The following is a 25,176-nucleotide window of genomic DNA, read 5'->3' on the forward strand; positions in this document are numbered from 1 at the left end:
CTTCGTCGACGGCGCCGACGCGAGCGAGTGGTCCGCCCCCTACCTCAAGTGGGCCGCCGACAAGGGGCTTATCGAGGGCTACGACGAGCCTGCCGGCAAGCGCCTCGCCCCCGGCGAGAACGCAGCCCGCGAGCGCGCGGCGACCGTGCTCATGCGTGCCTTCGATAAGGGTATTCTGAAGTAAATTGAAAACTTGGTGCCGCCGGTGATCTGGCGGCACCCCAGCCCGCGCATCGTGCCGACGTGAGATGCCGTCAGGCCTGAAGGAGCCATCCTGGTGAACCGGGGGCAAGACGGTTTCCGTGGGATCTGCTGAGCGCAGCGGAGTTTCCCGCGGATACGATGTTGCCGCCTCGCCAATGGGGCATTGAACGTAAGGAGAAAGACTATGGCCGAGACGAAAACTAAAAAGCGCGTGCTGAACGCGATTATGGTCGCACTCTGCGCCGTGGTCGTGTTCGCCGGTGCGATGGCGGTGACGAGCTTGCGCGATTCGGATTCGACCGAGCTCTCCGAGCCGAACGCCCCGACGCTTTCCGCTTCCCAAGTTGACGGCGAAGAACCCCCCGACTCTCAAGAAGAATTTGCCACCGAGCAGGTGCAGCAAGAGCTCGACCTGGCAGCGGGCGAAGGGGCGGCGCCGGGCGCGGGGGTGGGCGCGGCCTCGGGCTCGGAATCTGCAGGAAGCCAGGCCCCATCCGAAGGACCTTCTCAAGGCGCCGCGGCAGTCGAAGGCGACATCCCCGCGCAGACCTGCACGATTGAGGTGCGCTGCGACACCATCCTCGACAACATGGGCGATTTGGCTCCGGGCAAAAGCTCCTGTGTGCCTGGAAACGGCGTGATCTTGGCAGCTTCCACAGTTCGCTTCGCGCAGGGCGACACGGTGCTCGACGTTCTGAAGGCCGCGTCCTCCGCCACGGGGCTGCAACTCGAATATTCCTATACCCCAGGCTACGGTTCCTATTATGTGGAGGGCATCAACAACCTCTACGAGTTCGATTGCGGCAACGAATCGGGCTGGATGTACAAAGTGAACGGCTGGTTCCCGAACTACGGCTGCTCGGAGTACCAAGTGCGCGATGGCGACGTCATCGTGTGGTGCTACACGTGCAAGGGATATGGCGCTGACCTGGGCGCATCGGTGGAGCAGTAGTGATGACGACGAGAAATAACACGAGAAGGGAACGCGCGGCGGCGAAACGTGCCTTAGCGGCGGTGCTGGCACTTACCCTTGCGTGCTCCCTTTCTCCGGCACCATCGCTCGCCAACGACGGGTCGGCTCTCAACTTCGACTCGAACGCCTCTGCTTCCATCGAGGGGAACGCTCCGATTTCGGGGCCCGTCGAGGGTTTCGATTCTGTTGCTGTCGAAGGGGAGGAGCATGACTTCGCCCCTGCCGAGAATGCCGCTTTGGATTCCATCCCTGTCTTTGCCCCTGATGAGGCGCTTGCTTCTGGCTCCGATGCCGCTTTCGACCCTGATTCCGTCCCCGTCGAGAGTGCTCCCGGCCCCGTCGACTCGATTCCTGCCCCGCGCGCCGGCGCGAACTACAGGGAGGTCCTCGCGCAGACGGTCGCCTATCTCTCGGCGAGCGTTCCCGATCCCGGGGTTTCCTCCATCGGCGGCGAGTGGGCCGTCATCGGCCTCGCGCGCAACGGCAGCCTCCCCGCCGATTATGCTGCGTCCTACTACTCCAACCTGGTGCGAACGCTCAGGGATACAGGTGGTGTGCTTCATCGCGTGAAGTACACCGAGTACTCGCGCGTTGTGCTTGCCCTGTCCTCGCTGGGCTTTGACCCGACGGGCGTTGTCGGATACGATGTGCTTTCGCCTCTCGGCGACTTCGATCATATCTGTTGGCAGGGCGTGAACGGCCCCATCTGGGCGCTCATTGCGCTCGACTCGCGCGGCTATGACGCTCCGACCGCCCCCGATGGCAAGCGCCAGACGACGCGCGACGCGCTCATTGACGCCATCCTCGAGTCCGAGATCTCGGGCGGGGGCTGGGCGCTTTCAGGCTCGGTGCCCGACGTCGACCTGACAGCTATGGCGCTCACCTCGCTCGCTCCGTACCGCGCCTCGAGAGCCGACGTTGCCGCCGCGGTTGAGCGGGGGCTGTCCGTCCTCTCGTCTTTGCAGGGAGAAGGCGGCGGCTACGGCGATGCGGGTTCCGCCGCCTCGGAAAGCTGCGCGCAGGTCGTCGTTGCGCTTTCTGCGCTCGGCATCAACCCTGCCTCCGACGCGCGTTTCGCGAAGGCGGGCGGCTCGGTGCTCGATGCGCTGTGCGCATTCGCGGTCCCCGGCGGGGGATTCAAGCATGTTGCCGACGGCGAAGTGAATGGGATGGCGACTGAGCAGGGATTTTACGCGCTCGTTGCCTATGAACGCCTTCTTTCGGGGAAGACGTCGCTTTTCGACATGAGCGACATCGCGTCCGCGGTTCCGCCCGATATTCCGCCCGACCCCGACCCCGCGCCTGATCCCGCCCCGACGCCGAGCGGCCAGCCATCAGGCGGCGCGGGAGCGCAGGACGGCAACGTGGCCCCATCGGGCAAGACGCTCTTCGCGGCCCAGGCAGCGGCGCCGTTCGGCGAGAAGATGATCGCGACCTCCTCGCTTTCTCCTCATGGCGCCTCAAGCGAAGATGGTCCCGACGCCGACACCTCAAGCGCCCTTGATGCCGCATCCGCGCCAGGCGACCAGCCAGGGGAAGACTCCACCGCCGATGCCGCCGCTGCCAGTGATAACGCCTCGTCGCCGTGGCTTTGGGCGGGCATCGCCGTCGTCGCGGCATGCGCCCTCGCCGCGCTCGGGGTCTACCGGGCGCGCCTTGCTCGCAAGGACGACCAAGCGGAGGCGGATCAATGAGGTCTGGCGGCGCTTGCTCGCCCGCGGGCGCAACGAGGGGCGCAGACGCGTTCGGTTCGTATCACCCAGCGCTCGTCTTCACCTTCTTCGCGTGCGCGATCGTCCTCGGCATGTTCGTGCGCAACCCGGCGTTTCTCGCGGTGACCGTGGTGTTCTCGGGGCTTTACTACGCGGTGCTCGCAGGAAGGCGCAGCCTTCGCATGCTCGCGGGAATGGTAGCGCTCTTCATCGCGGTCGCTGTGCTGAACCCCCTGTTCAATACGAGGGGAGACGTCGTCCTCTTCACCTACTTCGACAGGCCCTACACGCTCGAGGCCCTCGCGTTCGGCGTGCAGACGGCGGCGCTGCTTGTGGGGATGCTGCTGTGGTTTTCCTGCTACAACATTGTCATGACGAGCGACAAGTTCACCTACCTGTTCGGGCGGATGGCGCCATCGGTCACGCTCGTGTTCACGATGGTGCTCCGCCTTGTCCCCGCGTATCACCGCAAAATCGACGAGCTTGCGGCGGCGCGCTCGGGAATCGGGCGCAGCCCGGCGGTCGGGACGCTTTCGACGCGCGTCGGGGGAGCGTCGGCTATTCTCTCGGCGCTCACGTCGTGGGCGCTTGAGGGGGGCATGTCGACGGCCGACTCCATGTGCAGCCGAGGATTCGGCCAGGCGAGGCGCACTGCCTACGCGCGCTATCGCTTCACCGGGCGCGATGGGGTGCTCCTTGCGTGCATGGCAGCGCTTGTCGCGGTCTCGGTCGCGGCGATTGCCGGCGGGTTTGCAAGTGCGGACTTCGCCTCCCTTACTGTCGCGCCGGTGTCCGACTCCATCTCGGCGGGAGCTGGGGCGGCCACTGACCCCGTCTCGCTTATGATAGGGTCAGTTCCCGACCCCGTCGCGGCGTGCGGGCTCGTTGCATATTCGGCATTCATGGCGCTGCCGTCCGCCATTACCATTGGAGAGAGGCTCTTATGGCACATTTCGCTATCGAACAGCTGACGTTCGCCTATCCTGGGGCGGACCGTCGTGCCCTCGACGGCGTATCGCTCGAGATAGAGCAGGGAAGTTATGTCGTCATCTGCGGAAAGAGCGGATGCGGCAAGACCACGCTCCTTCGCCACCTGAAAAGCGTGCTTACGCCGCACGGTGAACGCACAGGCCGCATCCTCTTCGAGGGGGTGCCGCTCGAAGATGTCCCACAGCGCGACCAGAGCGCGAAGATCGGGTTCGTCATGCAGAACCCCGATGCGCAAATTGTGACCGATAAGGTGTGGCATGAGCTGGCGTTCGGCCTGGAAAGCCTGGGGTGCGACAAGGACTCGATGCGCTTTCGCGTGGCGGAGATGGCGAGCTACTTCGGCATCGAAAGCTGGTTTCACAAGGACGTTCGCGACCTGTCGGGCGGTCAAAAACAGCTGTTGAACTTGGCGTCTATCATGGCGATGCGGCCGAGTGCGCTCATCCTCGACGAACCCACAAGCCAGCTCGACCCCATTGCGGCGTCGGATTTCCTGAACACGGTTCGCAAGATCAACCTCGAGCTGGGCCTGACCGTCGTATTGACCGAGCACCGTCTGGAAGAGGTGTTCGCCTGCGCCGACAAGGTGGTCGTCATGGACCGGGGCGCGATTGCGTCGGTTGGCAGCCCGCGCGAGGTTGCGCGCTTGCTCCACGCATCGGAAAACGACATGATGGCGGCGCTGCCTGCGCCCCTGCGCATCTTCTACGGGGTGGAAGCTGCTCGCGAGGCGGGCTTGGAGAAGACGTGCCCGGCTAAGGCGCCCGCGCAGCTCAAAGCTGAAGGAAAGACGGCCGTTTCCGCTGGTGAGGATTGCGCCGTCGAGAATATCGCAGCGGTTGGGGAAGGTAATTCCGACGAGCATTCCCGCAATGGAGCGGACGCCTTCGCGGCCCCGCTTACGGTGCGCGAGGGGAGGCGCTGGCTTGCGGATCTCGCTTCCGACGGAACGGCGCATGCGGATGCGATTCCCGCAGACGCCCCGCTCGATGCGGTGGAGCACCCGGCCCTCTCGCTCAAAGAGGTGTGGTTTCGCTACGATCGCGACCTTCCCGACGTGCTGCGCGGCGCGTCGCTCGACGTCGCACCTGGATCGATTCTCGCCATCATGGGGGGCAACGGCGCGGGCAAGTCGACCCTGCTGCGCGTGGCCTGCGGAATCTCGAAACCCTACCGCGGCACGGTGCGCGTATTCGGCAGGAAGCTAAAAGATTGGAAGGCGGGAAGTCTCTTCGATGGGTGCCTTGCGCTTCTGCCCCAGGACCCGCAAAATCTCTTCGTCAAGAAGACGGTGCGCGAGGATTTGGCTGAGATGCTCGCCTCATCCCGTCTGCCTGAGGCCGAGCGCGTTCGCCGCATCGAGCATGCCATCGAAATGGCCGACATCGAGAGTTTGCTCGATTCGCATCCCTTCGATCTCTCGGGTGGCGAGCAGCAGCGTGCCGCACTCGCGAAAGTCCTGCTCGTCGAGCCGAAAATTCTCCTGCTCGACGAGCCGACCAAGGGTATCGACGCCTTTTTCAAGCGCAAGCTCGCCTCGGTGCTCGACAAGCTCGAACAGGAAGGTGTGGCGATTATCATGGTGTCGCACGACATCGAGTTCTGCGCGCGCTACGCCGACGCGGTGGCTATGATGTTCGACGGCGAGATCACCGCCGAAAGCACGCCGCGCACGTTCTTCTCGTCGAACAGCTTCTACACCACGGCGACGAACCGCATGAGCCGGCACGTGTTCCCGCGCGCGATTACCGATGAGGATGTGATCGGGCAATGCATGGTGCGCTAGAAAAGGAAGCCCGCTGGAAAACCGTCCTGTCGTGGCTGGTCGTCGTCGTGCTCACGCCGATCACAGTGTGGGCAGGAACGGCATTCGGCTCGGGCAGCTACTACGTGACGAGCATCCTCGTCATCATCTATGCGATGGTACCGTTCTTCGTGTCGTTCGAGGCACGCAGGCCCCAGGCCCGTGAGCTCGTGATCATCGCGGTGATGTGTGCGCTTGCCGTGGTCGCTCGCGTGGCGTTCATTTGGGTCCCGCACTTCAAGCCCATCGCTGCCATCGTCATGATCGCGGGCGTCGCCTTGGGGTCGCGCTCGGGCTTCCTCGTGGGGGCGATCTCGCTGCTCGTCAGCGATTTCGTCTTCGGTCAGGGGCCGTGGACCCCTTGGCAGATGCTCGCCTACGGCATCGCCGGGTTCGTCGCGGGATTTCTCGCCGAGCGGGGGGTGATCCCTCGAAGCGATTTGAGCAACCGCGTGAAGACGCTGCTCTCGCTTGCGGGCGCGGCGTTCGTCGTCGTGGTGGTCGGGCCCATTCTGGACACGTGTTCGCTCTTCACGATGGTCTCCGCCATAACGCCCGAAAGCGCTCTTGCCATCTACGCGTCCGGCCTTCCCGTGAACGCGGTGCAGGCGACGGCGACGGCGATCACGCTGTTCATTCTCGCCAACCCGTTGCTCGGCAAGCTCGAGCGCGTGCGCGTGAAGTATGGTCTTGCGAGATAGGGGGCGCATGAACTTCGCATCCTATCATCCCGCGCTGAACCTGCTGTTCTTCGTCGCCGTGGTGGCGTTCACGGCATGCTGGACGCACCCGGGCCTTGTGGCGGTGTCCTTCCTGTGCGCGCTCGCCTTCTCCGTAAGGCTTCGCGGCCCCCGCGCCGTCGCCATCGGCTGCGCGCTCGCCCTGTGCGCGCTCGCCTTCGCGGCGCTGTTCGCGATGAACGTGCACTTCGGCGTGACGAACCTCGCGCGAACCCCCATCGGCAACAGCATTACCATCGAGTCGCTGACCTGCGGCGTCCTCGTGGGTTTCAAGGTCGCGGCAATTCTCGTGTGGCTCTCGTGCGCCCTTTGCGTCTTCACCGCTGACAAGGTGGTCTTCCTTCTGGGGAGCGTTTTCCCGAAGGCGGCGATGATGCTCGCGGTGGCGCTTCGCGCGGTGCCGATGGTCTGCGAGCGTGCGCGCAAGATCGCCGTGGCACAGTCGGGCATCGGGAGGGGGCCAGGCCAGGGGAGCATCCTGCGTCGAATCGCGAACGCGCTGCGGAGAGCTTCCATCCTTGTTTCCTGGTCGATCGAGCGATTCATCGAGATGTCGGACTCTATGAGAAGCCGCGGTGCAGCCTTGCGCGGGCGTACCGCGTACTCGCTCTACCGCTTCGACAACCGCGACCGCGCGCTTGCCGTTATCCTTGTGGCGCTTATCACCGTGTGCGCTGCAGCGACGGCGCTCGGTCAGACGCAAATGCTCTTCAGCCCCATCATCGTGCTGCCGAAGGCGTCGTCTGCGGGCGTGGCCGTCTTTGCGGCGTTTCTCGTGCTGTGCCTTCTGCCGCTCGCGCTTCAAGTGGCCGGCGAGCCTCTTATGCGCGAAGAACGAAAGCTGTGACGACCGGGGGAGGCCGGCGTCCGTTGAAAAGGGAAATCCAAGAGAAAGGAAGGACCGCATGAATCTGAAGAGAAAGCTTGTCGCCCTGCTCCTGTCCACAGTCGTGGCCTGCGGACTCGTGCCCAGCTTGGCATTTGCCGCGATAGGCGACATCCCATCAGGGGAAACGCCGATTGGGCAGGTGCACGTCAGCATCAGCGACACACTTGCACGCCCCGCGGGCGCAAGCTATCCTGCGCCCCACGGCACCATTGCCGAAGGGGACGTCGACCTGTATCCGTCGGACAGCGCGATGTCGGCAATCGTGCGCCTTGCAAACGAGAAGGGCGTTGCCGTCGTCGGTGCCGACAAGGGTTACATCACTTCCGTCGCGGGGCTTGGCGAGTTCGACTGCGGGAAGAGAAGCGGTTGGATGGGCACGATCGGCGATTGGTTCGCGAACACGGGTTTCTCCTCGGTGACCGTGAGCAGCGGAGCTTTGGAGCCGGGTTCCGAGGTCGACCTCATGTACACGCTTGACGGCGGGCCCGACCTCGGCAGCGACTGGGGAAGCAACGATAAGACGGTGGCCTCGCTCTCGGTGGGCGCGGGCATCTTGTCCCCGTCGTTTAGTGCCGACGTCCATTCGTATACGCTCACGCTGCCCGAGGGCTCGACGAGTGTTGCGCTCACGCCAACGGCAACAAACAAGAACTTCCAGGTGAAGGCACGTGTTGGCGGCACGTGGTACAAGCGCGGCGCGGAAATTCCCGTCTCGGATGGTTCGGTGATCGAGGTCGTTTGCGGCGACCCGAGCTGGCCGACTATGAACGATGCTGCGAATGTCCCCGCTCAGAGATACGAGATCACCGTGCAAGTAGGCTCCTCCGGTTCCGCCCCTGTCTTCTCCGATGTGGATTATTCGGATTGGTACGGCGATGCCGTGACCTTCGTGGCTGCGCGCGGCCTCATCACGGGGTATGCGGGTACGACGCTTTTCGGCGTTGGCGACACCCTCACGCGCGGCCAGCTCGCCACGATCCTCTGGCGCAACGCTTGCCCCGACGAGTATGCGTCCTACGACCCCAAGACTGCCAAGAACGAGATCGATATTGCGGGCTCAGCCGATGGCATGTACTATACCGCGGCTGCGAACTGGGCCTTCGCAAACGGCGTGATCACCGGCATCGTGCTCGAGGATGGCACGAGGGACTTTGCCGCCGACGGGGAAGTCTCCTTCGAGCAGCTGGTCACCGTTCTTGCGCGCCTGTGTGCAGCTCCCGGCGAGCTCGAGGCTGCGGGTAGCGACCTGTCCGCCTTCGCCGACGGCGACATGGCGAGCGACTGGTCGCGCAACGCCTTCGCGTGGGCTGCCAAAAAGGGGCTCGTCGAGGGCTATGATTGGCCCACTGGCAAGTATCTTGCACCTGGTGAGAATGTCGCCCGCGAACGTGTAGCCGTGGTACTCAAGCGCGCCTTCGAAATGGGAATCATGTAGGCGCCGCACCTTTTTCCTCTTCGGCGGGACGGCGAAACGGGAAGTTGGCTGATGGGACGATCGTAAGGAGAAGTACCGTGATCCACGTGTATTACGGCGACGGCAAGGGGAAGACGACGGCGGCGATGGGCCTTGCGCTGCGCATGCTCGCCGCCGGCGGCCGTGTCGTTATCGTGCAGTTTCTGAAAGACGGCAACAGCGGCGAGGTGCGCATGCTTTCCAGTCGATTTGGCGTTCCCGTGTTCGCCTGCGCGCCGACAGGCAAGTTCACCTGGGAGATGACCAACGAGGAGCTTGCGGCGGTGCGGAAGGCCCACGATAAGAATCTTGCGTCGGCCCTCGACGAAGTGGAGGCTTCGGGTGCGCGGCTGCTCGTGCTCGACGAGGTGCTCGATGCGCTCGCGATGGGGCTTGTGGACGAGGCGGTCGTGACCCGCGTGCTCGATTTGGGAGCAGGCGAGCTCGAAGTGGTGCTCACCGGCCGCAACCCGAGCGAGGACATCGCCTCGCACGCGGACTACCTGACGGAGATGGTGTGTGAGAAGCACCCGTTCGAGCAGGGCGTCCCGTCGCGCGAAGGCGTGGAGTACTGATCTCGCGCGCACGCCGAGCGATTTCAGTTGCTGCCGTTCCCGTTCAAAAGGATGACCCCGCTGACCAACGGCTTGCACGAGTGGTATCATCCCGTTGCCGAAGAGCTTTCGGTAACCTGTCTTTTGGTGTGCACATCCGGAGGCATTGTGCGAAATGGGGAATCATGCGACATAACCTTGTAGATAATTGCGCTCGCAGGGCGTTGGCGATTTTTGCCTCAGCGGCGCTTGTTGCGGGCCTTGTCCCCGTGGCGGCTTTCGGAGAGGTCGGGGGGGGCCTTCCGTTGCCGATGCGTCGTCAGATGCTCGTCTTGTTGAGCAAGGGGCTCAGACGGGCGCAGGCTCTGCCAACGTGCCTAGCGAGGGGGGCGACACCTCGGGCGCGGGCAGTGTATCCGGCCCGGGGGTGCACAATTCTTCTGCTTCTGGAAGCGAAAGCGACGCCCCAAGCGAACTGAGCGCTCCAAGTGGAAGCGATACCTTCGGTGGCGGCAACAATGCGGGCAGCCCCAGCTCTCCGGATGTGGGTAACCTTTCGGGCTCGAGTCCTGACTCTACCCCGGGCGGCAGCTCCAGCGCTCCCGATACCGGCGACGCCCCAAGCGCCCCCGAACCCTCGGCGCCCGAAACATTTACCGATGTAGAGCCTGGCTCATGGTACGAGCCGGGTGTGCTCTTCTGTCAGCAGAAAAAGATCATGACGGGCATTGCGGGCACGACCCTGTTCGGCGTGGGCCAAAGCCTCAGCCGCGCGCAGATGGCTGTTATGATGTGGCGCTATGCCGACCCCGAGGCTGCGTCAGCCTACCTTGGCGATGCCGACAACGAGACGGGGATGGACGACGTTGAATCCCGGACATGGTACACCGCTGCAGCTAACTGGGCTGTCGAGAACAAGGTGATCAACGGTTTTCCGCAAGATGATGGCTCGTTCGCCTTCAAGCCCGATGTCTCCGTAACCCTCGACCAATTCTGCACCATCATTGCGAACTTCAACCACGTGGACCCTCGTTATGGAACCGCCTCGCTTTCGCGATTCTCTGATAGCGAAGGCGTTCCACAATGGGCGGCGTGCGGCCTTGCATGGTGTGTCGATAAGGGCTTGATCTCGGGCTATGACCGGGGCGGCGGCATCTTCGAGCTCTGCCCGACGGTGGAGCTTCCGCGCGAGCGTGCGGCCACTGTCTTCATGCGCGGATACGATGTCGGGGTGTTCGACGACGGCTCCGCTCCGCTCGTCTCTCCCTGCGAGGACCTGGGTTTGTCCGGGTATTGGTTCATTCGCTCCGCATCGGTGAGCTCCCTCTCGATCGAGGCGCGCTCTGAAGGTGATGTTCGGCTTGCGAGCGCGAACCTCTCGCTTTCCCAGACTTTCACGTTCTCGTATGAAAACGGCTATTACCACATCATCTACGCGGAGACTGGCCTTGCGCTCGAGACGGCGCCCGGCATCGCGAGTTCCCCTTCGGATGTCTCCCTCGGTGCAGCTGTCTCTCAAAGCAAGCGTCAGCAATGGTCGGCTGTGCGAACGGAGTCGGGTGCGCTGCGCTTCTGTAACCTTGCGACCGGCTACTGGCTCGCCTCGCAAGATCCGAGCATGGGCTCCCCCTTGCAGGCAGTCGAATCCCCCGAGGAGGACGTTTCGTCGTTTGTCCTCGTCGAGCAACAGGACCTGCTTTCCGAGGGTCTCTTCACGATCTCCCCAAAGGGCGATTTCTCGAAGCACCTCGATGTCGTGGATGCATCCGTCGATGACGGCGCGAACGTGCAGATCTGGTACGACAACGGTTTGCTCGCCCAGAAATGGTACGTGAAGCGCGCATCGGGGAAGGTCAATACCTATACCCTGCAGGCGGCGTGCTCTGGCAAGCAGCTTGCCGCCGATTCGAACGGTAACGCGGTGCAGCGGACGGCGGACGGGTCGAGCGAGCAGTTGTGGCGCGCCGACTTCTCCGGCGGCTTCGTCGTCTTCACGAACGTCGGCACGGGGCGCGCTCTTGACCTTGCGGACGGATGTACCGACGCGGGCACCAATGTGCAAACCTATGCGGCGAACGGGACGGATGCCCAGCGATTCTCACTACGCGAGACGCAGCCTCTGCCCGGGGGGCTGTACACGATTTGTCTTGCTGGAACCGACCAGGTAATCGACTTGAGGGATGAGTCCCAGAATTCCAACGCGAACATCCAGACATGGATATCGAACGGGACGGGCGCGCAGATTTGGAACATCGAGCACAACCAGGATGGCTCCTACACGTTTACGAATTGCGGCTCGAAGATGGCAATCGACATATGCGACGGCGTCATGGCCGCGGGGACGAACGTGCAGCAGCACGAGGTCAACGGGTCGCAGGCTCAAAAATGGCGTGCGGTCTACAACGGCGACGGCACTTTCTCCCTCGTTCCGTTCGCGAGTGGTTCGGTAGCGCTCGGGACGACGGGCACGTCGGGCGGATCGAACGTCGAGCTTGTGAGCCGAGACGCTGCTGCGCGCCTCACCTTCCAGATGGCGACGCTGCCCGGTAAGGTAGGGTATCAGAATCCTGCGGGATACTACCAGGTCAGCTCAAGGTCGGTGATGCTGCCCGATTACGCGAGCGGGTACTTTACTTATGTGACTCCTTCGCAAATCGCTCCTGATGCGACGCGCGAGGATTGCATCGATGCCTTCATCAACCGCGCGTACGACTATATCGGCACGGCATATCGATGGAATTATTCCATGGAGCCGGGCGTGGGCGTCGACTGCATCGGACTTGTGTACCAATGCCTGTACGCGACGGGCATGGATTTGGGCGAGTTCAACCCCTACGACCACTATGCGACCGGCGCTGACGGCTGGCATAGTCACGACGCGAACAATATGTGGGACTACGGTGACGTGCTCCACCTGCCCCTGTCGATGCGGCAGCGTGGCGACGTGATTTCCTGGGAGGGCCATGTGGCAATCTATCTGGGCAACGACATGATCATCGATGCGTATGGGCCGGTGGATGTGCACAGCATGTGGTCTCGCGGCGTGCCCCGCGGCGTGCTGCGCTTCTATCAGTGATTCCCGTTCGGATCCAGTGGCCGTGAGGGAATCTCGCTTGTTCGAGATCGATGGCGAACCTGCGAGTTCGGCCTGCTCGGGGCCAAAATGAAAGCGAGCGCCAGATGATCGGTCCGGCGCTCGCTTCGAGAGGCGTTTCAGCTATTGGTGTGGGCGCGGCTTTTGCCCTTGTATGTGTAGGAAACTCCTCTCCTCGAAAAGTATGATACCTAATAAAATAGTCATTTTTCAGTCGTGATTTTCTCGGTCTGATGTGCGAAAATGCTACTTGTCACGTTCTCGCAAAATGTAATCGTGTGGTTACGTTTCCCCCAAGCGGCGTCTGCGATGCCGCGCGTCAAATCGCACCGCCCGCCCGCAAGTAACCCCTTTCTAATATGAAGATGCTGTGCATCCAAGGTGTGCAAGCTGCCCTTTTATTGCCTGAAATGGGCGTTTCGACTACAGCTTCCCCTCGTGAGGCGCACAAGATCGCTCAAGGCCGCTATAATCCAGAAAGTTTGAACGGAAGTGCCGCGGACAGATGCGGCGAAGCCAAAGTTCGCCCGTGCGCGGGCGGCCACAAGTTGTAAGGGGCAGGGCTGGTGCTCGACCAATTCTTCTCGCAGATATCGTTCGTGGATATCTTCAACTTCTGCGTCTTCATCACGTTTACTATTTGCTATACCTATCAGCTGTACTACGTGCTCGTCGTGCTTTCTCGCAAGCCGAAGCAGCTCGTCGCGAAAAAGAACCATCGATACGCCGTCGTCGTCTCCGCCCGCAACGAGAGCGCGGTCATCGGCGATTTGATCCACTCTATCAAGGTGCAGAACTACCCGACCGAGCTGATCGACGTGTTCGTCATCGCCGACAACTGCACCGACAACACCGCCGACGTGGCGCGCGAGGCGGGCGCAACCGTTTTCAAGCGCTTCAATACCGAGCAGGTTGGCAAGGGCTACGCGCTCGATTACGGCTTCAAGATCATCCGTAGCCAGTACGCCGATCGCGGCTACGAGGCGTATTTCGTCTTCGACGCGGACAACGTGCTCGACGTGAACTACTTCCGCGAGATGAACAAGACCTTCGACAACGGCGCGAAGGCGTCCACGAGCTACCGCAACTCCAAGAACTACGACTCAAACTGGATCTCCGCCGGCTATGCCGTATGGTTCCTGCGCGAGGCCAAGTTCCTGAATCAGGCCCGCCTTGCGCTCAACACGAGCTGCGCGGTGTCGGGCACGGGCTTCTTCATTGCCGCTGACATTATCGAGAAGAATGACGGCTGGAGATGGCACCTGCTCACCGAGGACATCGAGTTCTCCGCGAACAGCATCCTCGAGGGCATTCGCATCGCCTACACTCCGACGGCGGTGCTCTACGACGAGCAGCCCGTCACCTTCCGCGATTCCTGGAACCAACGCTTCCGCTGGGCGAAGGGCTTTTACCAGGTGTTTTGGCACTACGGTGCGCGCCTTGCGAAGGGCATCTTCACCAACCCCAAGGGTTCCCGCTTCGCCTGCTACGACATGCTCATGACCATCGCACCAGGCATGCTGCTCACCATCGTGTCGGTTATCTTCAACACGATCATCATCGTGCTTGCAGCGACGGGCGCCATGTCGACGGGCGTCATGATTGCAAGCTCCATCTCGTCGATTTTCTTCTGCCTGTTCAACTACGTTATGTTCATGTTCCTCTTCGGCGTGCTCACCACGTTCGTCGAGTGGGATTCCATTCACGCGCCTACGCGCAAGAAGGTGCTCTACATGTTCACCTTCCCGTTCTTCATGCTGACGTACGTGCCCATCGCGCTCGTTGCCCTTGTGAAGAAGTGCCAGTGGAAGCCGATCAAGCACAGCATTTCGGTCGACGTCGAGGAGTTCTCGGAAGCCCAGCAGGGCATCGCCGCGCAGAAGTAAGCGCGCAGCGGCTTCTCGCAGATCAGGCATTTTCCAGCGGAGGGTCCCTCAGGGGACCCTCCGTTTTTACGGGTGCGGGAAGGCGTGGTTCGCGAAGGGGCCGAGTCGCGGGAACGCGCGTGCCCTTGTCGCTCATCAAGCTCGGGCAAAGGTGAGGCAGTGCACGTTGCGCCCGCCCGCTTCCCGTATCGCGTCGCACGCGGCGAACAGTGTGGCGCCTGTCGTGCACACGTCGTCGATGAGCAGGATGTTTTCCGGTGCGCTCGCGCCTGGTAGGGCGGATACGGCATGCTCCATGTTCCCCATGCGTGCGCGGCGGGAAAGCGCACGCTGGTCGCGGGCGCTCGGTGGGGAGAGCAGGGGGATGACGGGCCGCCCGATTACGAGCGCCACCTCCTGCGCGAGCAGCTCCGCGTGGTCGAACCCTCGGCGTGCCCGGGCCTTGCGCGAGGCGGGGACGAACGTGACCCCTGCCACTTCGCTCGCGATCTCGGGGGAGAGGTAGCGTGCCATGTAACGCGCCATCTCTCCTGCAAGTCGTTGCTCGCCCCCGTCCTTGTAGACGACGGCGATGCGGCGCGAGCTTTCGGTGAGTTCGAAGGGGCTCGCGAGGCTCGAGAATGCCACGGCTCCGCGTCCCGTTGCGGCAAGCATCACGGGATTGCACTCGGTGCACTGCGTATGTCCCCAGGGAGCGCCGCAGACGGGGCACGCGCGCCAAAGGTCGATGAAGGGAAGCTCGCTTCTGCAGCGTTCGCACAGAAGCTCGCCGGGCTCGTCGCAGATGGCGCAGCGGGTGGGCCAAAGCGTTTCCGCGACAGCCTGCGCCGCTGCCTCGGCGTAGAGGCGCGCGGTCTCGGCGAGAGTGGTTGTCGCAAAGGTTGTCATGATGCGAAGTGTAGCGAGCGATCCTGACAGATGACGTGCACGAGCCTTGCCGAAACGCGGCGCGATGGAAACAGGGACGACTGCGCTTTTCCAGTTATCTGCGGGGATTCCTGTCAACACTGCTAAGACTCTGCGGGTTTTCCCGCCAGTATTTCTCCGGGCGTGCGCATATTCCGCCTTCCGTTCGCTCCCGCAACTCGCAAAATTCTTGCAAGAACCTGACAGGACCCCCTGGTTTTTAGCCAAGGCGTCGTAGCTTCGCCACGCTATTCGCGCCATCTTCCTTTTCTAGACATTGGTTATGTGCAGTAGATACAAAAATTCGTACTTCCATTGGTCTCTGAGCACATACGCATCTCTTCTCGCGCTTCCTATACTTCATGGCAGAGAGGGACCTGACGGGGGTCTCCATCGAGGAGGAGAGAGGGCGAGAAGATGAAGTTCAACGAGAATCTCTATCGCAAGGAAAAGCACTGGAAGGAAGGGGAGTTCGACGTTTACCGCAACATGCAATGGACGGGCCCTGGCTGCCACGAAGGTTGCGGCGTGCTGTTCTACGTCAAGGACGGTAAGGTCGACCACATCGAGGGCGACCCCAATGATGAGTTCAGCCGCGGCCGTCTGTGCATGCGCTGCCTGAACATGGTCGACGAAGCCATCAACAACCCGACTCGTTTGGGCCATCCCTTGAAGCGCGTGGGTAAGCGCGGCGAGAACAAGTGGGAGCAGATTTCCTGGGATGAGGCGTACGACATGATCGAGGAGCATGTCCGCGCTGCCTGGGACGAGATCGGCCCCGAGGCCATCATCGCCCTTGAGGGAACGGGCCGCAACGTCGTGTGGCAAATCCCTCTGCTTGAGTACTCTGCGTTCAAGAGTCCGAACTTCGGTTGTGGCTTCCTCTCTGGCGACTCGTGCTACCTGCCGCGCTGCTCGGCTTCCGTGGGCGTTATGGGCGGCCCTGCTGTCGTCGACTGCGGCCAGTACGACCCGCGTCGTTACGATAATCCCGAGTACAAGTTCCCCGAGGTCATCCTCCAGTGGGGCTGCAACGCCGTCAAGACCAACGCTGATGGCTTCCTCGGCCACTGGCTTGTCGACTGCATGAAGGAAGGCGGCTCAAAGCTCATCAACGTCGACCCGCGCGTTACTTGGATGGGCTCGCGTGCCGAGTACAATATCCAGCCCCGTCCCGGCACCGACGCTGCCGTTGCGATGGCCATGATCAACGTGATCATCGAGGAGGACCTCTACGATCACGATTTCGTCGAGGACTGGTGCTACGGCTTTGATGCGTTGCGTGATGAGATGAAGGACAAGACCCCCGAATGGGCTGCCGAGATCGCCTGGGTCGATGCCGAGGATATCCGCGGTGCCGCTCGTCTCTACGCGTCCGGCAAGCCTTCGGCGTTCCACTGGGGCCTTTCGACGGACATGACGCCGAACGGCGTTGGCCAGGCGCACGCGTTCATGATACTCGAAGGCATCACTGGCAATGTCGATGTGCCCGGCGGCAACTACCTGGCGACCGGCCCCTATGGCGTCGACGCCCTGTACGGCTGCGGCTACAATTACTTCATCTCGCCCGAACTTCAGGAGAAGCGTATCGGCGTCGAGAAGTACCCGATGCACAAGTACGGCACTGCGGCCTGCGCTGTAGGCGATGAGATCCTGCTTCAGCTCGAGACCGAGCAGCCCTATCAGATCAAGGTTATGTACCTTGCAGGCACGAATCCCATCGTGAACATGGCTGCTGAGGCTCCGCGCGTTTACAAGGCGATGCTCAACTGCCCGTTCATCGTGGTTGCCGATATGTGGATGACCCCGACCGCGACTGCCTGCGCTGACCTCGTCCTGCCTGTTGCCATGAGCTGCGAGCGCGACTCCTTCCGCGAATGGTGGACCCCGAGCCGTGCGATCACCAAGATCACCCAATACGAGGAAGCGAAGTCTGACGAGGAGATTCTCGTTGACCTCTCCCTGCGCTTGAACGGCGACAACGTGCCGTGGCACGATGTCGAGTCCCTGCTCAACTGGGTGCTGGCAAAGGACAACGCACCGCGCACCTGGACCGAGCTCAAGGACATGATGTACGAGTACAACTTCCAGGGCTACCGCCGTTACGAGTCGGGCAAGCTTCGCCCCGACGGACAGCCTGGATTCAACACGATGACGGGCAAGCTCGAACTTCAAAGCTGCCTTCTGGGTGCGCTCGGCTACCATGACCTGCCGTATTTCGAGGAGCCGCCCGAGAGCCCCGTTTCGGCGCCCGAACTCTACAAGGAGTACCCGCTCGTGCTCACCACCGGCAAGCGCCACTGGGAATTCTTCCACTCTGAGCATCGCAATATGCCCACGATGCGCGAATTCCGCCCCGAGCCGACCTTCGACATCAACCCGGTTGACGCCGAGAAGTACGGTATCGAAGATGGACAATGGGTGTGGATTGAGAATCAGCGCGGCCGCTGCCGCCAGATCGCCCACCTGGTGCCGACGATGAAAGAAGGAACCATCTGCGCCGATCATGGCTGGTCGTTCCCCGAAACCGAGGAAGCGGCGCCGAACCTGCAGGGCATCTGGGACGTCAATATCAACAATCTGACCACCCAGTGCGTGGTCGGCGAAACCGGCTACGGCGCTCCCTATCGCTGTCTGCTGTGCAAGATCTACCCGGTGACTGAAGAGAACAGCAAGGTGACGCCTACCCAGGTCGTTGCCCAGATGATCGCGGATGCGGAATAGGAGGAGCAGGAAATGAGCGCAAACGGCCTTTTCATCAACTACGAGTTCTGCACCGGCTGCCACAGCTGCGAGGTGGCGTGCAAGAAGGAGCATAAGCTTCCCAAGGGTCAGTTCGGCATGCACGTGCTGCAGGACGGACCGCGCCAGATGCTCGATGGCAAATGGGAGTTCACTTACATTCCGTACCCCTCGCACCAGTGCGACCTGTGCGCTGAGCGTACGGCGGAGGGGCGCCTTCCCACTTGCGTGCATCACTGCCAGGCGGGCGTCATGGAATACGGGCCGCTCGAAGAGCTTGTGAAATACGCCGAGAAGTACCCGAAGTCGATGATTTACTCGCTGTAGAGAAGCACTAGCTTCACGGAGACCTCGCCTGATGCAAGCCGGCTTTGCTCGCTTCGTGCGCGCGGGCCGGCTTGTGTCGTCGATGGCGAGCCGTATCCGTCAGAGCGTCTGTCGGCCGTTCCTCGTGTGCGGGCCGACTTGCGTCGCGGGAAAGGAATCTTGCCATGGGCTGTATGAGTTGCAATCCCTTTTGCGGGAAGTGCCGGCCGCCTCATCCCAAGCCAGTCGTCTGCAAGGCGTGCGGCAGGCTCGTGATGCGCGGTCGCTATGATGAGTGGGCGTGTCCCAACTGCGGTGCAACCCTGCCTCCCCGCGAGCGGCTCCGCTGTAACTGGACGGGCCTTCTGTGCGACATCCCCTGCATGTACAATGTGCGCGAGAACCCGACGGGTGAGCTTCATCCCTGCAGATGGCCGGACGGCAGCCATCTGCACAAAGGCTGACTGGGCTCGCTCGTTCGGAACCTTGCAATCTGGGTCCAGCTAATCCAGGGCTCGTTAATCCAGGACCCCGAACAGGTAGTGCAGGAATAGGCGCGTGTCGCAGTTGCCCAGATCGATTCGATAGTCGGTCTTGATCTTGTTGAGCCGGTATACCACGGTATTGCGGTGCATGTTCAGGAGGTCAGCCGTCTTTTTCACGCTGCAATCGAAGTATAGGTAGACTTTCAAAAGGCCGAAATCGTTGGTTCCGTTCTCCTCGTCAGCGCGGCGGAGCCTGCTCACGAGGTTCGGCGACGCGGCATACTTCGCGAGGAACTCGGCGGTGTCGGCGTAGGGGTCAACCAGGTAACAGGGGAAATAGCGATTGAATCGGAAAACGCAGTCGAGGTAAGGCTCGCTCGCTTGCAACGCGAGGTACTTCGAATAGTTCTTCTGGCCGTACTCCAAGGCAACATCCGCTTCCATGCGCCCCATATGGCAGTACTCGAGCAGGTCGAAACGCGAGGAAAGCCCTATCTTCGCCTTAAGGCGGGAAATTGCCTCGAACAGCGCTTCTTCAATGCTGGCAATCTTCTTTGAACTTCGCTTTGCCGAAATCATCAGTACATAGATGCGTTGGTCGGCTATCACGGTGCGGCACGCTTGGAGTCCCGTGCGAATCTGATGTGCGATGTGCGCGACGCCGCCGCACTCTTCGGCGCCCGTGATTACCGCTATCTCGAAAACCCCCTCGAGCGGCAGGCCGAACAGGCGAGCCTTCTCTTTGAAATCGTAGGGGTCATGGATGTTGTCGTTCAGTATCGACGAAAGAAACGCCGCCCCTTTATCTCGCGAGGGGAGGGTCGTTTGCCAAAATCGATCGAGGCAAGTACCGATTTGGTCGGCGAGCAGGTTAAACAGGAACTGCTGCCAAGGCTTGATTGTTTCAGAAGAGACCATAACGAGATGTGCTGCATAATTTCCCCCGAGGCGATATATCCGCGACATGTTGGGGAGTGGATTGATGGCGTTGCCTCCCTGGTCGAGGTGACTTTTGCTTTGCGCGTGCCAGCGCTGGTCTTGGGCGAGGCGCTCGATTTGGGGAATCATCGAGGTCGGATAGCTACCCGTCTCGATGAGCGCGCGGCTCATGTCGTCGAGCGGAGGGAAGTGCGGTGTCGCGGCGACGCGCGCATAGAGAGCATCGGAGAGGGCGATGTATTTCCCTAGCACTTTCTCGCTCAGGTCAATGAGCTGCTGGGTCGAGCAATTGGAGAGAACAAGGCGCGACATCTCGGCATCCCATTCCCGGATGCCCACGAGGTAGCGGTTGACTGTGCTGCAGACAGCGGCGGGGGAAAGTGAGGTGACGACGAGGGGAAACGCTGCTCGTTCGCTATCGACTGCCGGGTCCTTCGCGCCGTCGGCTGCGGTGACCGCGAGAACCGGGCGTGTTTGGCCGTCGCCTGCCATCTTGAGCGCCTGACTGAAGGAAGCGACGAGAAGCGCCTGCTCCCCGTCGTCCTCTTCGATTGCCGAGGTGTCGCTGCTGGCATAGGAAAACGTGCGCAGGGCCCAATCGGGAGGGACCTCGATGGGCACGCTCGCCTTCTCGAGGCAGGGTTCGATGATGCTGAGTGGGAAAAGCATGGAAACCCCCTTTGGCGTACGACCTTCTCGTTGCCATGCATTCGTTTGCCCCCATATTACCCCAAGCGTCTTCGTTTCCCGCTTCCATGTGGAATGATGTGTGTGCTTCTATTCGCTGTTGCCGTTCTGCTACACTGAAACGTGCTTCTTTCGGGTCTGTAGTTGCGGAAACGCTCCGAGCGTTTCTCAGTCCAAGGCAGACGCGGTCGAAAGGATCCACGTAAGTTGCGCGTTTTGCGCGCAGCGAGCATGGCGCGTCCTAGAGGTAAGTCGCACCGCCCGATCCCATTTTCGTGCGGCACAAGGCCGCCGCGGGCGAGAGGTACTACGGGTGCAAGCTCACGACCCAGTGCGCGAGTGTGGGGGCAAAGACTAGGTCAGCCGAAAGAAGCGCATGAAAAGGAACAGACGGAGGTTACGGTGACGAAGCGTTTTCGGAAAGCTATCCTTTGCGTGGCGATCGGTTGCGCCATGGTTCTTGCGTTCGCAATGACGGGCTGCTCGACCGATTCCACTTACGAGCCCGAGACGAAGACCCCTCAGGTTCAATCGCCGACCATTAAGGAAGCTGGCGTTCTGCGCGTCGGCGTGAACACGGGCCGCGCTCCGCTCGCCGGCATGTCGGGCAACAAGATCGTTGGCATCGACGTCGACGTGGCCGCTGCCATTGCGGACAGCCTCGGCCTGAAGCTTTCCATCGTCGATACGGGCAGCGATCCCGAAGGCGCGCTCAAGGACGGGTCGGTCGACATCGTGCTCGGCATCGACAAGTCCTCGACTGATGGTTCGTTCTGGAAATCTGACTCGTATCTGCCCACGGGCATCGCGCTCTTCGCCATGTCGGAGAACGCTGCTGTTCCGACTGCGACGACTGGTGCCAAGTTCGCCGCGCAGGTTTCCTCCACGAGCGCTTGGGCCGTCATGAACGAGTTCGGCGACACGTCGCTCACCTCCACCTCCAGCCCGAAAGAGGCGTTCGCGGCTTTGAGCTCGGGACAGGTGCAATACGTTGCCGCCGACGCGGTCATCGGCAAGTACTATGCGAACGGGTCGAACATCAACGCGAGCATTATCGCGCTCATGCAGCAGCCGAGTGGCTATTGCGTCGGTGTGCTCGATAGCAACTCTGACTTGAAGACCGCCATCGCCAACGCCGTGAGCTCTCTGAACTCCAACGGGGTGATGAGTGTTATCCAGTCGAAGTGGCTAGGCGGCAACATGGACCTCTCGTCGGTGAAGCTCACCGCCGGGGCGACATCGGGCGCGAAGGCGAAATCGGACTCGACGACGAACGGCGCAACCTCGACCGACGCGGCGTCTGCTGGTGCGAGCGCGCAGGGTGCTACCTCGACTGATACGACGTCGGGAGGCGCGTCCTCGGCGGGATCAAATGCCGTGAAGGCTTCATAAGCTGCACCACCTCAGGCGGCGGCTTGCCATTGCCCGATCCATAACTCACAAGTGGAAATGCTTCATTAGTTGAAACGCCTCCTTTCGGAGGCGTTTCGCATTTAGTGCAGCGATTTCGTGCCAGAATCTCTTCAATTTGATGTACTTTTCCGACTCGCAATGCGGGCTCGAATCATGCGGGCGCGGTTGGGCACGCCTCGGGCGCAGGCGCTTGCGGCCCGCACCCGGCATGGCGAAACCCTACTCTCCGAGCAAGTCCACCACAGTGAAGTCGGCCTTCGCGCTCTCGATGATCTCGCGGTTGCCGAACACGCAGGCGATGTTCTTGCTCGCCGCCTGGCTCACGGCGTCTCCGAGCGCCCGCACCTCTTCGATGGTCGCATTTGCTACCTGCGAACGCGTGACCAGGCGCTCTGCCGGGTCGATGTGCGCGAACACGTAGCCGTCCTGGCGCCGCGCGAGCTCGCGGGGCTTCAATGGCGCGTCGAGGCCCGCGACGGTCGAGACGATGTAGCCGTCCATCTCCGGTTCGCTCGGGCTGAAATCGGAAAGCCACACGCCTGCCGCGCGGAAGCGCTCGAGGGTCTCGTCGACATGCGGGTCGCGATACGAGTAGAAGCGCAGGTTGCCCGTGCGGGTGGGCGAGAACCCTGCTCCGTAGGCGCCGCCCTTCACGCGCACCTCGTTCCATAAAAAGTCGTAGGATAGCGCCCTCGATGCCACAAGCCAGGCGCCCGAATAGGGGACTCCGAGCAAGCGGCGGTCGAAGCCGAGCGCGGTGTAGGTCACGTCCGTCGGCGCGACGAATGCCTCGCCGGTTGCGGGGACCTGCGGTTCGGGCACGATGAGGCGCGCCGTACAGCCCGGCTCCCCGGTGCGGCCCGTGGCCAATCCCGCGCTCATCACGCGGTTAAAATCGTCGTCCTTGCCTGTGAAGCCGATCGTGCAGTTGTCGTCGGTGAAGATGCGGCGTGCCAATTCGGCAAGCTTCGTGGCGAGAGTTTCCTTCTCATTGTCGAACGTGGCGAGCGTGCGCTTCAGGAACCGATAGAAACCCACTCCGTCGATCTGCTCGCGCACGACGGCGGCGGGCAGGTAGTAGGACGCGACGTGCGCCATCGCTGCAGTGTGCCCAGCGTTCGCGAAATTCTGCTCCATACTGACGCGCTTCTGCACGAGGATGTCGCGGATCTTGCCAAAGTCGTCGTAAAGCGTCTCTTCGATGATCTCACTCGGCAGCGTCGCCGCCCACTCGGCGTTCTCGGCGAGCGCCGAGCACGACACAGTCAGCTTCGGGGAAAGCGCGCTGCGGTCGTCTTCCCGCTCGTGCACCTCGGTGTAGAAGGCGAGGTTTCCGAGCTTCGCCTGCGTGAGCGTGTCGATCTCCGTCGCGGTGTGCTTGCTCGTCGCAAGCTTGCCGAGCACCATGGCGAGAAGCTTCGCGCAGGGCAGCTCCTCGAAGGTGAGGCGCTCCAGGCCGTAGTAGCGATACGCGTACACGATTCCGCGCGTCGCCACATCGTGCCTGATCACGGGAATCTCTCCCGATTCGTCGAGGCGGAAAGCGGGCTCTGCGGGCGCTTGCTCGATGTCGCTTGCGCGCATGCGGGGAAGGGTCGCGAGCGCTTCGGGCGAGTCGGGCTCCTCCTGTGCACGACGAAGGGCGGCGACGTCGGCTTCGATCGCGGCGATCCGCTCGTCGTCGAGCTCGCGTTCCATCTGGGCCAAGCGGGCGGCCGCGGCATCGTCGTCATCGGGGGCCTTGTCAACAGGCACGACCTCCGCGTCGGCCACGTGGTCGTTCTCCAGGAACACCTCGCGAATCAGTTGCTCGAAGTAGCCCTCGTCGAGCTTCTTGCGCAGGCTTTCGAACGCATCCTCGTAGCGCAGATAATCGAGCGCGGCATCGTCGTCGTAGAGCCAGCCGGCCATGCACGAGCACGCGAGCGCCACGCCGTCGGCAATCCCGAAGTTCTGCTCGCGCATCACGAACTCGGCATGCGAGAGAGCAGCCGCCACCACGTCGTGGTCGAGCGCGCCGTCCGCAAGCTCTGTAAGCACACGAGAAAGCGCAGGTCGCAGGCGCTCGGCGGCGCCTTCCTCAAGGCCTTTCGCCTGCACGACGGCAAAGGGTTGCAGCATGGCGTCGGCCATGTAGGCGACGATGTCGCAGGCGAGGTTCTCGTCGAGCAGCGCGCGCTTCGCAGGCGCCTCGTTCGAGCCGAAGATCGCGTCGAGCAGGATGTCCATTGCGATCATGCGCTCTCTGTCCGCAGCGGTTCCCACCACGAAGCCGACCGCGCAGCAGGCGTTCTCGGGCGCTGTCTTCATGGGCGTCTTGTTCCCGAACGACATGACGGGCGCCTGCAGCTCAAGCGGGTTCGGCGCACCATCGGCGCCTGCCTCGGCGGCATCGGGCGCGAGATAGCGCTCGTCGAGGAAAGCGAGGAACCTCTCGATATCCATGTTCCCGTAGAGCACGATCTTCGCGTTGGCCAGGTTGTAGTGGCGGCGGTGGGTGTCGAGGAACTCCTCGTAGGAAAGCGTTGGGATGGCGGAGGGCTTGCCGCCCGACTCGAAGCGGTACGCCGTGTCGGGGAACAGCGCCGCCGAAAGCTCGTCGTAGAGAATCGACTCGGGGTCGGAGAGCGCGCCTTTCATCTCGTTATACACCACGCCGTTGTAGGCGAGCTTGCCCGAGCCCTCCTCGCCGGCGAGTTCCACATGCCAGCCTTCCTGCTCGAAGATCGCGCGCTTGTGGAAGATGGCGGGGTGCAGCACGGCGTCGAGGTAGACGTCCATGAGGTTCAAAAGATCTTGCTCATTGGTACTCGCCACGGGGTAGATCGTCTTGTCGGGGTAGGTCATGGCGTTCAGGAACGTCTGCATTGAGCTTTTGAGCAGGTTTACGAAGGGTTCTTTCACGGGAAACTTGTCCGAGCCGCAAAGCACCGAGTGCTCGAGGATGTGGAAGACGCCGGTGTCGTCGGCCGGCGGGGTCTTGAAGGCGATGGAGAAGGCCATGTTCTCGTCGTCGTTGGCAAGCCACATGAGCGGCGTGCCCGAGACGCGGTGTCGCATGATGTAGGCGGTGCCCTCAATCTCAGGGACCTGTTCCGCGCGCTCGACGACAAAGCCGTGCAGCTCGGTGCCGGGGGCGAGGTCGAGGCGGGACTCGGCGGATGCCTGGGCCATGGGTGGGGTCTCCTTCCGTGCAAGCGTTGTATGGCCTGCAAGTATAGGCGCTCGCGCGCCCGAGGGGAGAAGGCCATGAAAGGGGCACGAGCGGGGGGCGTGTTTGGGGAGAGCGGGGATCCAAGGCGGCACAAAACTGGAGGTGCGTAAGCATCGGGCAGGCGGAGCGGCACCAAATGCGAGTTTCGTAAGAGGGCAAGGCACGTCGAAGCAGTCATCTTGTAC

18 protein-coding genes are annotated in these 25,176 nt (G+C 62.1%); 15 read left to right on the top strand and 3 right to left on the bottom strand.

The features are described from left to right. The 11 genes from ACMRQN_RS00625 to ACMRQN_RS00675 all read left to right on the top strand — a co-directional run. Nucleotides 1-184, top strand: a 184-nt coding sequence (locus ACMRQN_RS00625) for a hypothetical protein (RefSeq protein WP_418733376.1), incomplete at its 5' end; no start/stop codon positions are given. A 204-nt stretch (nucleotides 185-388) separates the two neighbouring features. Beyond that, nucleotides 389-1,156, top strand: coding sequence for a DUF4430 domain-containing protein (locus ACMRQN_RS00630; protein WP_418733377.1), 768 nt, complete (start codon nucleotides 389-391; stop codon nucleotides 1,154-1,156). Between the two features lie 2 nt (nucleotides 1,157-1,158). Beyond that, a complete protein-coding gene (locus tag ACMRQN_RS00635) occupies nucleotides 1,159-2,871 on the top strand; it encodes a hypothetical protein (RefSeq protein ID WP_418733378.1) in 1,713 nt (570 codons plus the stop codon). Next, nucleotides 2,868-3,860, top strand: coding sequence for an energy-coupling factor transporter transmembrane component T family protein (locus ACMRQN_RS00640; protein ID WP_418733379.1), 993 nt, complete (start codon nucleotides 2,868-2,870; stop codon nucleotides 3,858-3,860). Before ACMRQN_RS00635 ends, ACMRQN_RS00640 begins: the two co-directional genes overlap by 4 nt. Beyond that, nucleotides 3,833-5,665, top strand: coding sequence for an ABC transporter ATP-binding protein (locus tag ACMRQN_RS00645; protein ID WP_418733380.1), 1,833 nt, complete (start codon nucleotides 3,833-3,835; stop codon nucleotides 5,663-5,665). The genes ACMRQN_RS00640 and ACMRQN_RS00645 overlap by 28 nt, the downstream gene beginning before the upstream one ends. Then, entirely contained in the window at nucleotides 5,650-6,384 is a 735-nt protein-coding gene (locus tag ACMRQN_RS00650) for an ECF transporter S component (protein WP_418733381.1), read from the top strand. Before ACMRQN_RS00645 ends, ACMRQN_RS00650 begins: the two co-directional genes overlap by 16 nt. A 7-nt stretch (nucleotides 6,385-6,391) precedes the next feature. Further along, complete coding sequence (locus tag ACMRQN_RS00655) at nucleotides 6,392-7,270, top strand: energy-coupling factor transporter transmembrane component T (protein ID WP_418733382.1); 879 nt, start codon at nucleotides 6,392-6,394, stop codon at nucleotides 7,268-7,270. A gap of 58 nt (nucleotides 7,271-7,328) precedes the next feature. Then, nucleotides 7,329-8,747 (top strand): S-layer homology domain-containing protein, encoded by a 1,419-nt coding sequence (locus ACMRQN_RS00660; RefSeq protein ID WP_418733383.1) that lies wholly within the window; start codon nucleotides 7,329-7,331, stop codon nucleotides 8,745-8,747. Nucleotides 8,748-8,824: 77 nt separating this feature from the next. Further along, nucleotides 8,825-9,340 carry a cob(I)yrinic acid a,c-diamide adenosyltransferase gene (locus ACMRQN_RS00665; RefSeq protein WP_418733384.1) on the top strand — a complete coding sequence of 172 codons (516 nt, stop codon included), beginning with the start codon at nucleotides 8,825-8,827 and terminating at the stop codon, nucleotides 9,338-9,340. 523 nt (nucleotides 9,341-9,863) lie between these two features. Continuing rightward, a complete protein-coding gene (locus ACMRQN_RS00670) occupies nucleotides 9,864-12,395 on the top strand; it encodes an RICIN domain-containing protein (RefSeq protein WP_418733385.1) in 2,532 nt (843 codons plus the stop codon). A gap of 584 nt (nucleotides 12,396-12,979) precedes the next feature. Next, nucleotides 12,980-14,299: a glycosyltransferase family 2 protein gene (locus ACMRQN_RS00675; protein ID WP_418733386.1), complete on the top strand. Its 1,320-nt coding sequence runs from the start codon at nucleotides 12,980-12,982 to the stop codon at nucleotides 14,297-14,299. Nucleotides 14,300-14,434: 135 nt separating this feature from the next. On the opposite strand, the gene ACMRQN_RS00680 is transcribed toward ACMRQN_RS00675, so the two are convergent. Further along, complete coding sequence (locus ACMRQN_RS00680) at nucleotides 14,435-15,307, bottom strand: double zinc ribbon domain-containing protein (protein ID WP_418733387.1); 873 nt, start codon at nucleotides 15,305-15,307, stop codon at nucleotides 14,435-14,437. 315 nt (nucleotides 15,308-15,622) lie between these two features. Here ACMRQN_RS00680 and ACMRQN_RS00685 point away from each other — a divergent pair, with 315 nt between their 5' ends. The 3 genes from ACMRQN_RS00685 to ACMRQN_RS00695 all read left to right on the top strand — a co-directional run bounded on the left by ACMRQN_RS00685 (nucleotide 15,623) and on the right by ACMRQN_RS00695 (nucleotide 18,717). Continuing rightward, nucleotides 15,623-17,929, top strand: coding sequence for a molybdopterin-dependent oxidoreductase (locus tag ACMRQN_RS00685; protein ID WP_418733388.1), 2,307 nt, complete (start codon nucleotides 15,623-15,625; stop codon nucleotides 17,927-17,929). 12 nt (nucleotides 17,930-17,941) lie between these two features. After that, complete coding sequence (locus ACMRQN_RS00690; RefSeq protein WP_417052363.1) at nucleotides 17,942-18,274, top strand: 4Fe-4S dicluster domain-containing protein; 333 nt, start codon at nucleotides 17,942-17,944, stop codon at nucleotides 18,272-18,274. 164 nt (nucleotides 18,275-18,438) lie between these two features. Further along, nucleotides 18,439-18,717 carry a hypothetical protein gene (locus tag ACMRQN_RS00695; RefSeq protein ID WP_418733389.1) on the top strand — a complete coding sequence of 93 codons (279 nt, stop codon included), beginning with the start codon at nucleotides 18,439-18,441 and terminating at the stop codon, nucleotides 18,715-18,717. Nucleotides 18,718-18,771: 54 nt separating this feature from the next. Here ACMRQN_RS00695 and ACMRQN_RS00700 read toward each other — a convergent pair whose 3' ends face one another. Continuing rightward, nucleotides 18,772-20,346 (bottom strand): PucR family transcriptional regulator, encoded by a 1,575-nt coding sequence (locus tag ACMRQN_RS00700; protein WP_418733390.1) that lies wholly within the window; start codon nucleotides 20,344-20,346, stop codon nucleotides 18,772-18,774. A gap of 420 nt (nucleotides 20,347-20,766) precedes the next feature. Between ACMRQN_RS00700 and ACMRQN_RS00705 the strand changes: the two genes are divergently transcribed. Continuing rightward, a complete protein-coding gene (locus tag ACMRQN_RS00705) occupies nucleotides 20,767-21,756 on the top strand; it encodes a substrate-binding periplasmic protein (RefSeq protein ID WP_276996737.1) in 990 nt (329 codons plus the stop codon). Nucleotides 21,757-21,996: 240 nt separating this feature from the next. Here the strand turns inward: ACMRQN_RS00705 and ACMRQN_RS00710 are convergent, their stop codons facing one another. After that, nucleotides 21,997-24,951 carry an insulinase family protein gene (locus tag ACMRQN_RS00710; RefSeq protein ID WP_418733391.1) on the bottom strand — a complete coding sequence of 985 codons (2,955 nt, stop codon included), beginning with the start codon at nucleotides 24,949-24,951 and terminating at the stop codon, nucleotides 21,997-21,999. Nucleotides 24,952-25,176: the final 225 nt, after the last annotated feature.

It is taken from the genome of Ellagibacter sp. (genome assembly GCF_048412355.1).
Taxonomy (GTDB): domain Bacteria; phylum Actinomycetota; class Coriobacteriia; order Coriobacteriales; family Eggerthellaceae; genus Ellagibacter.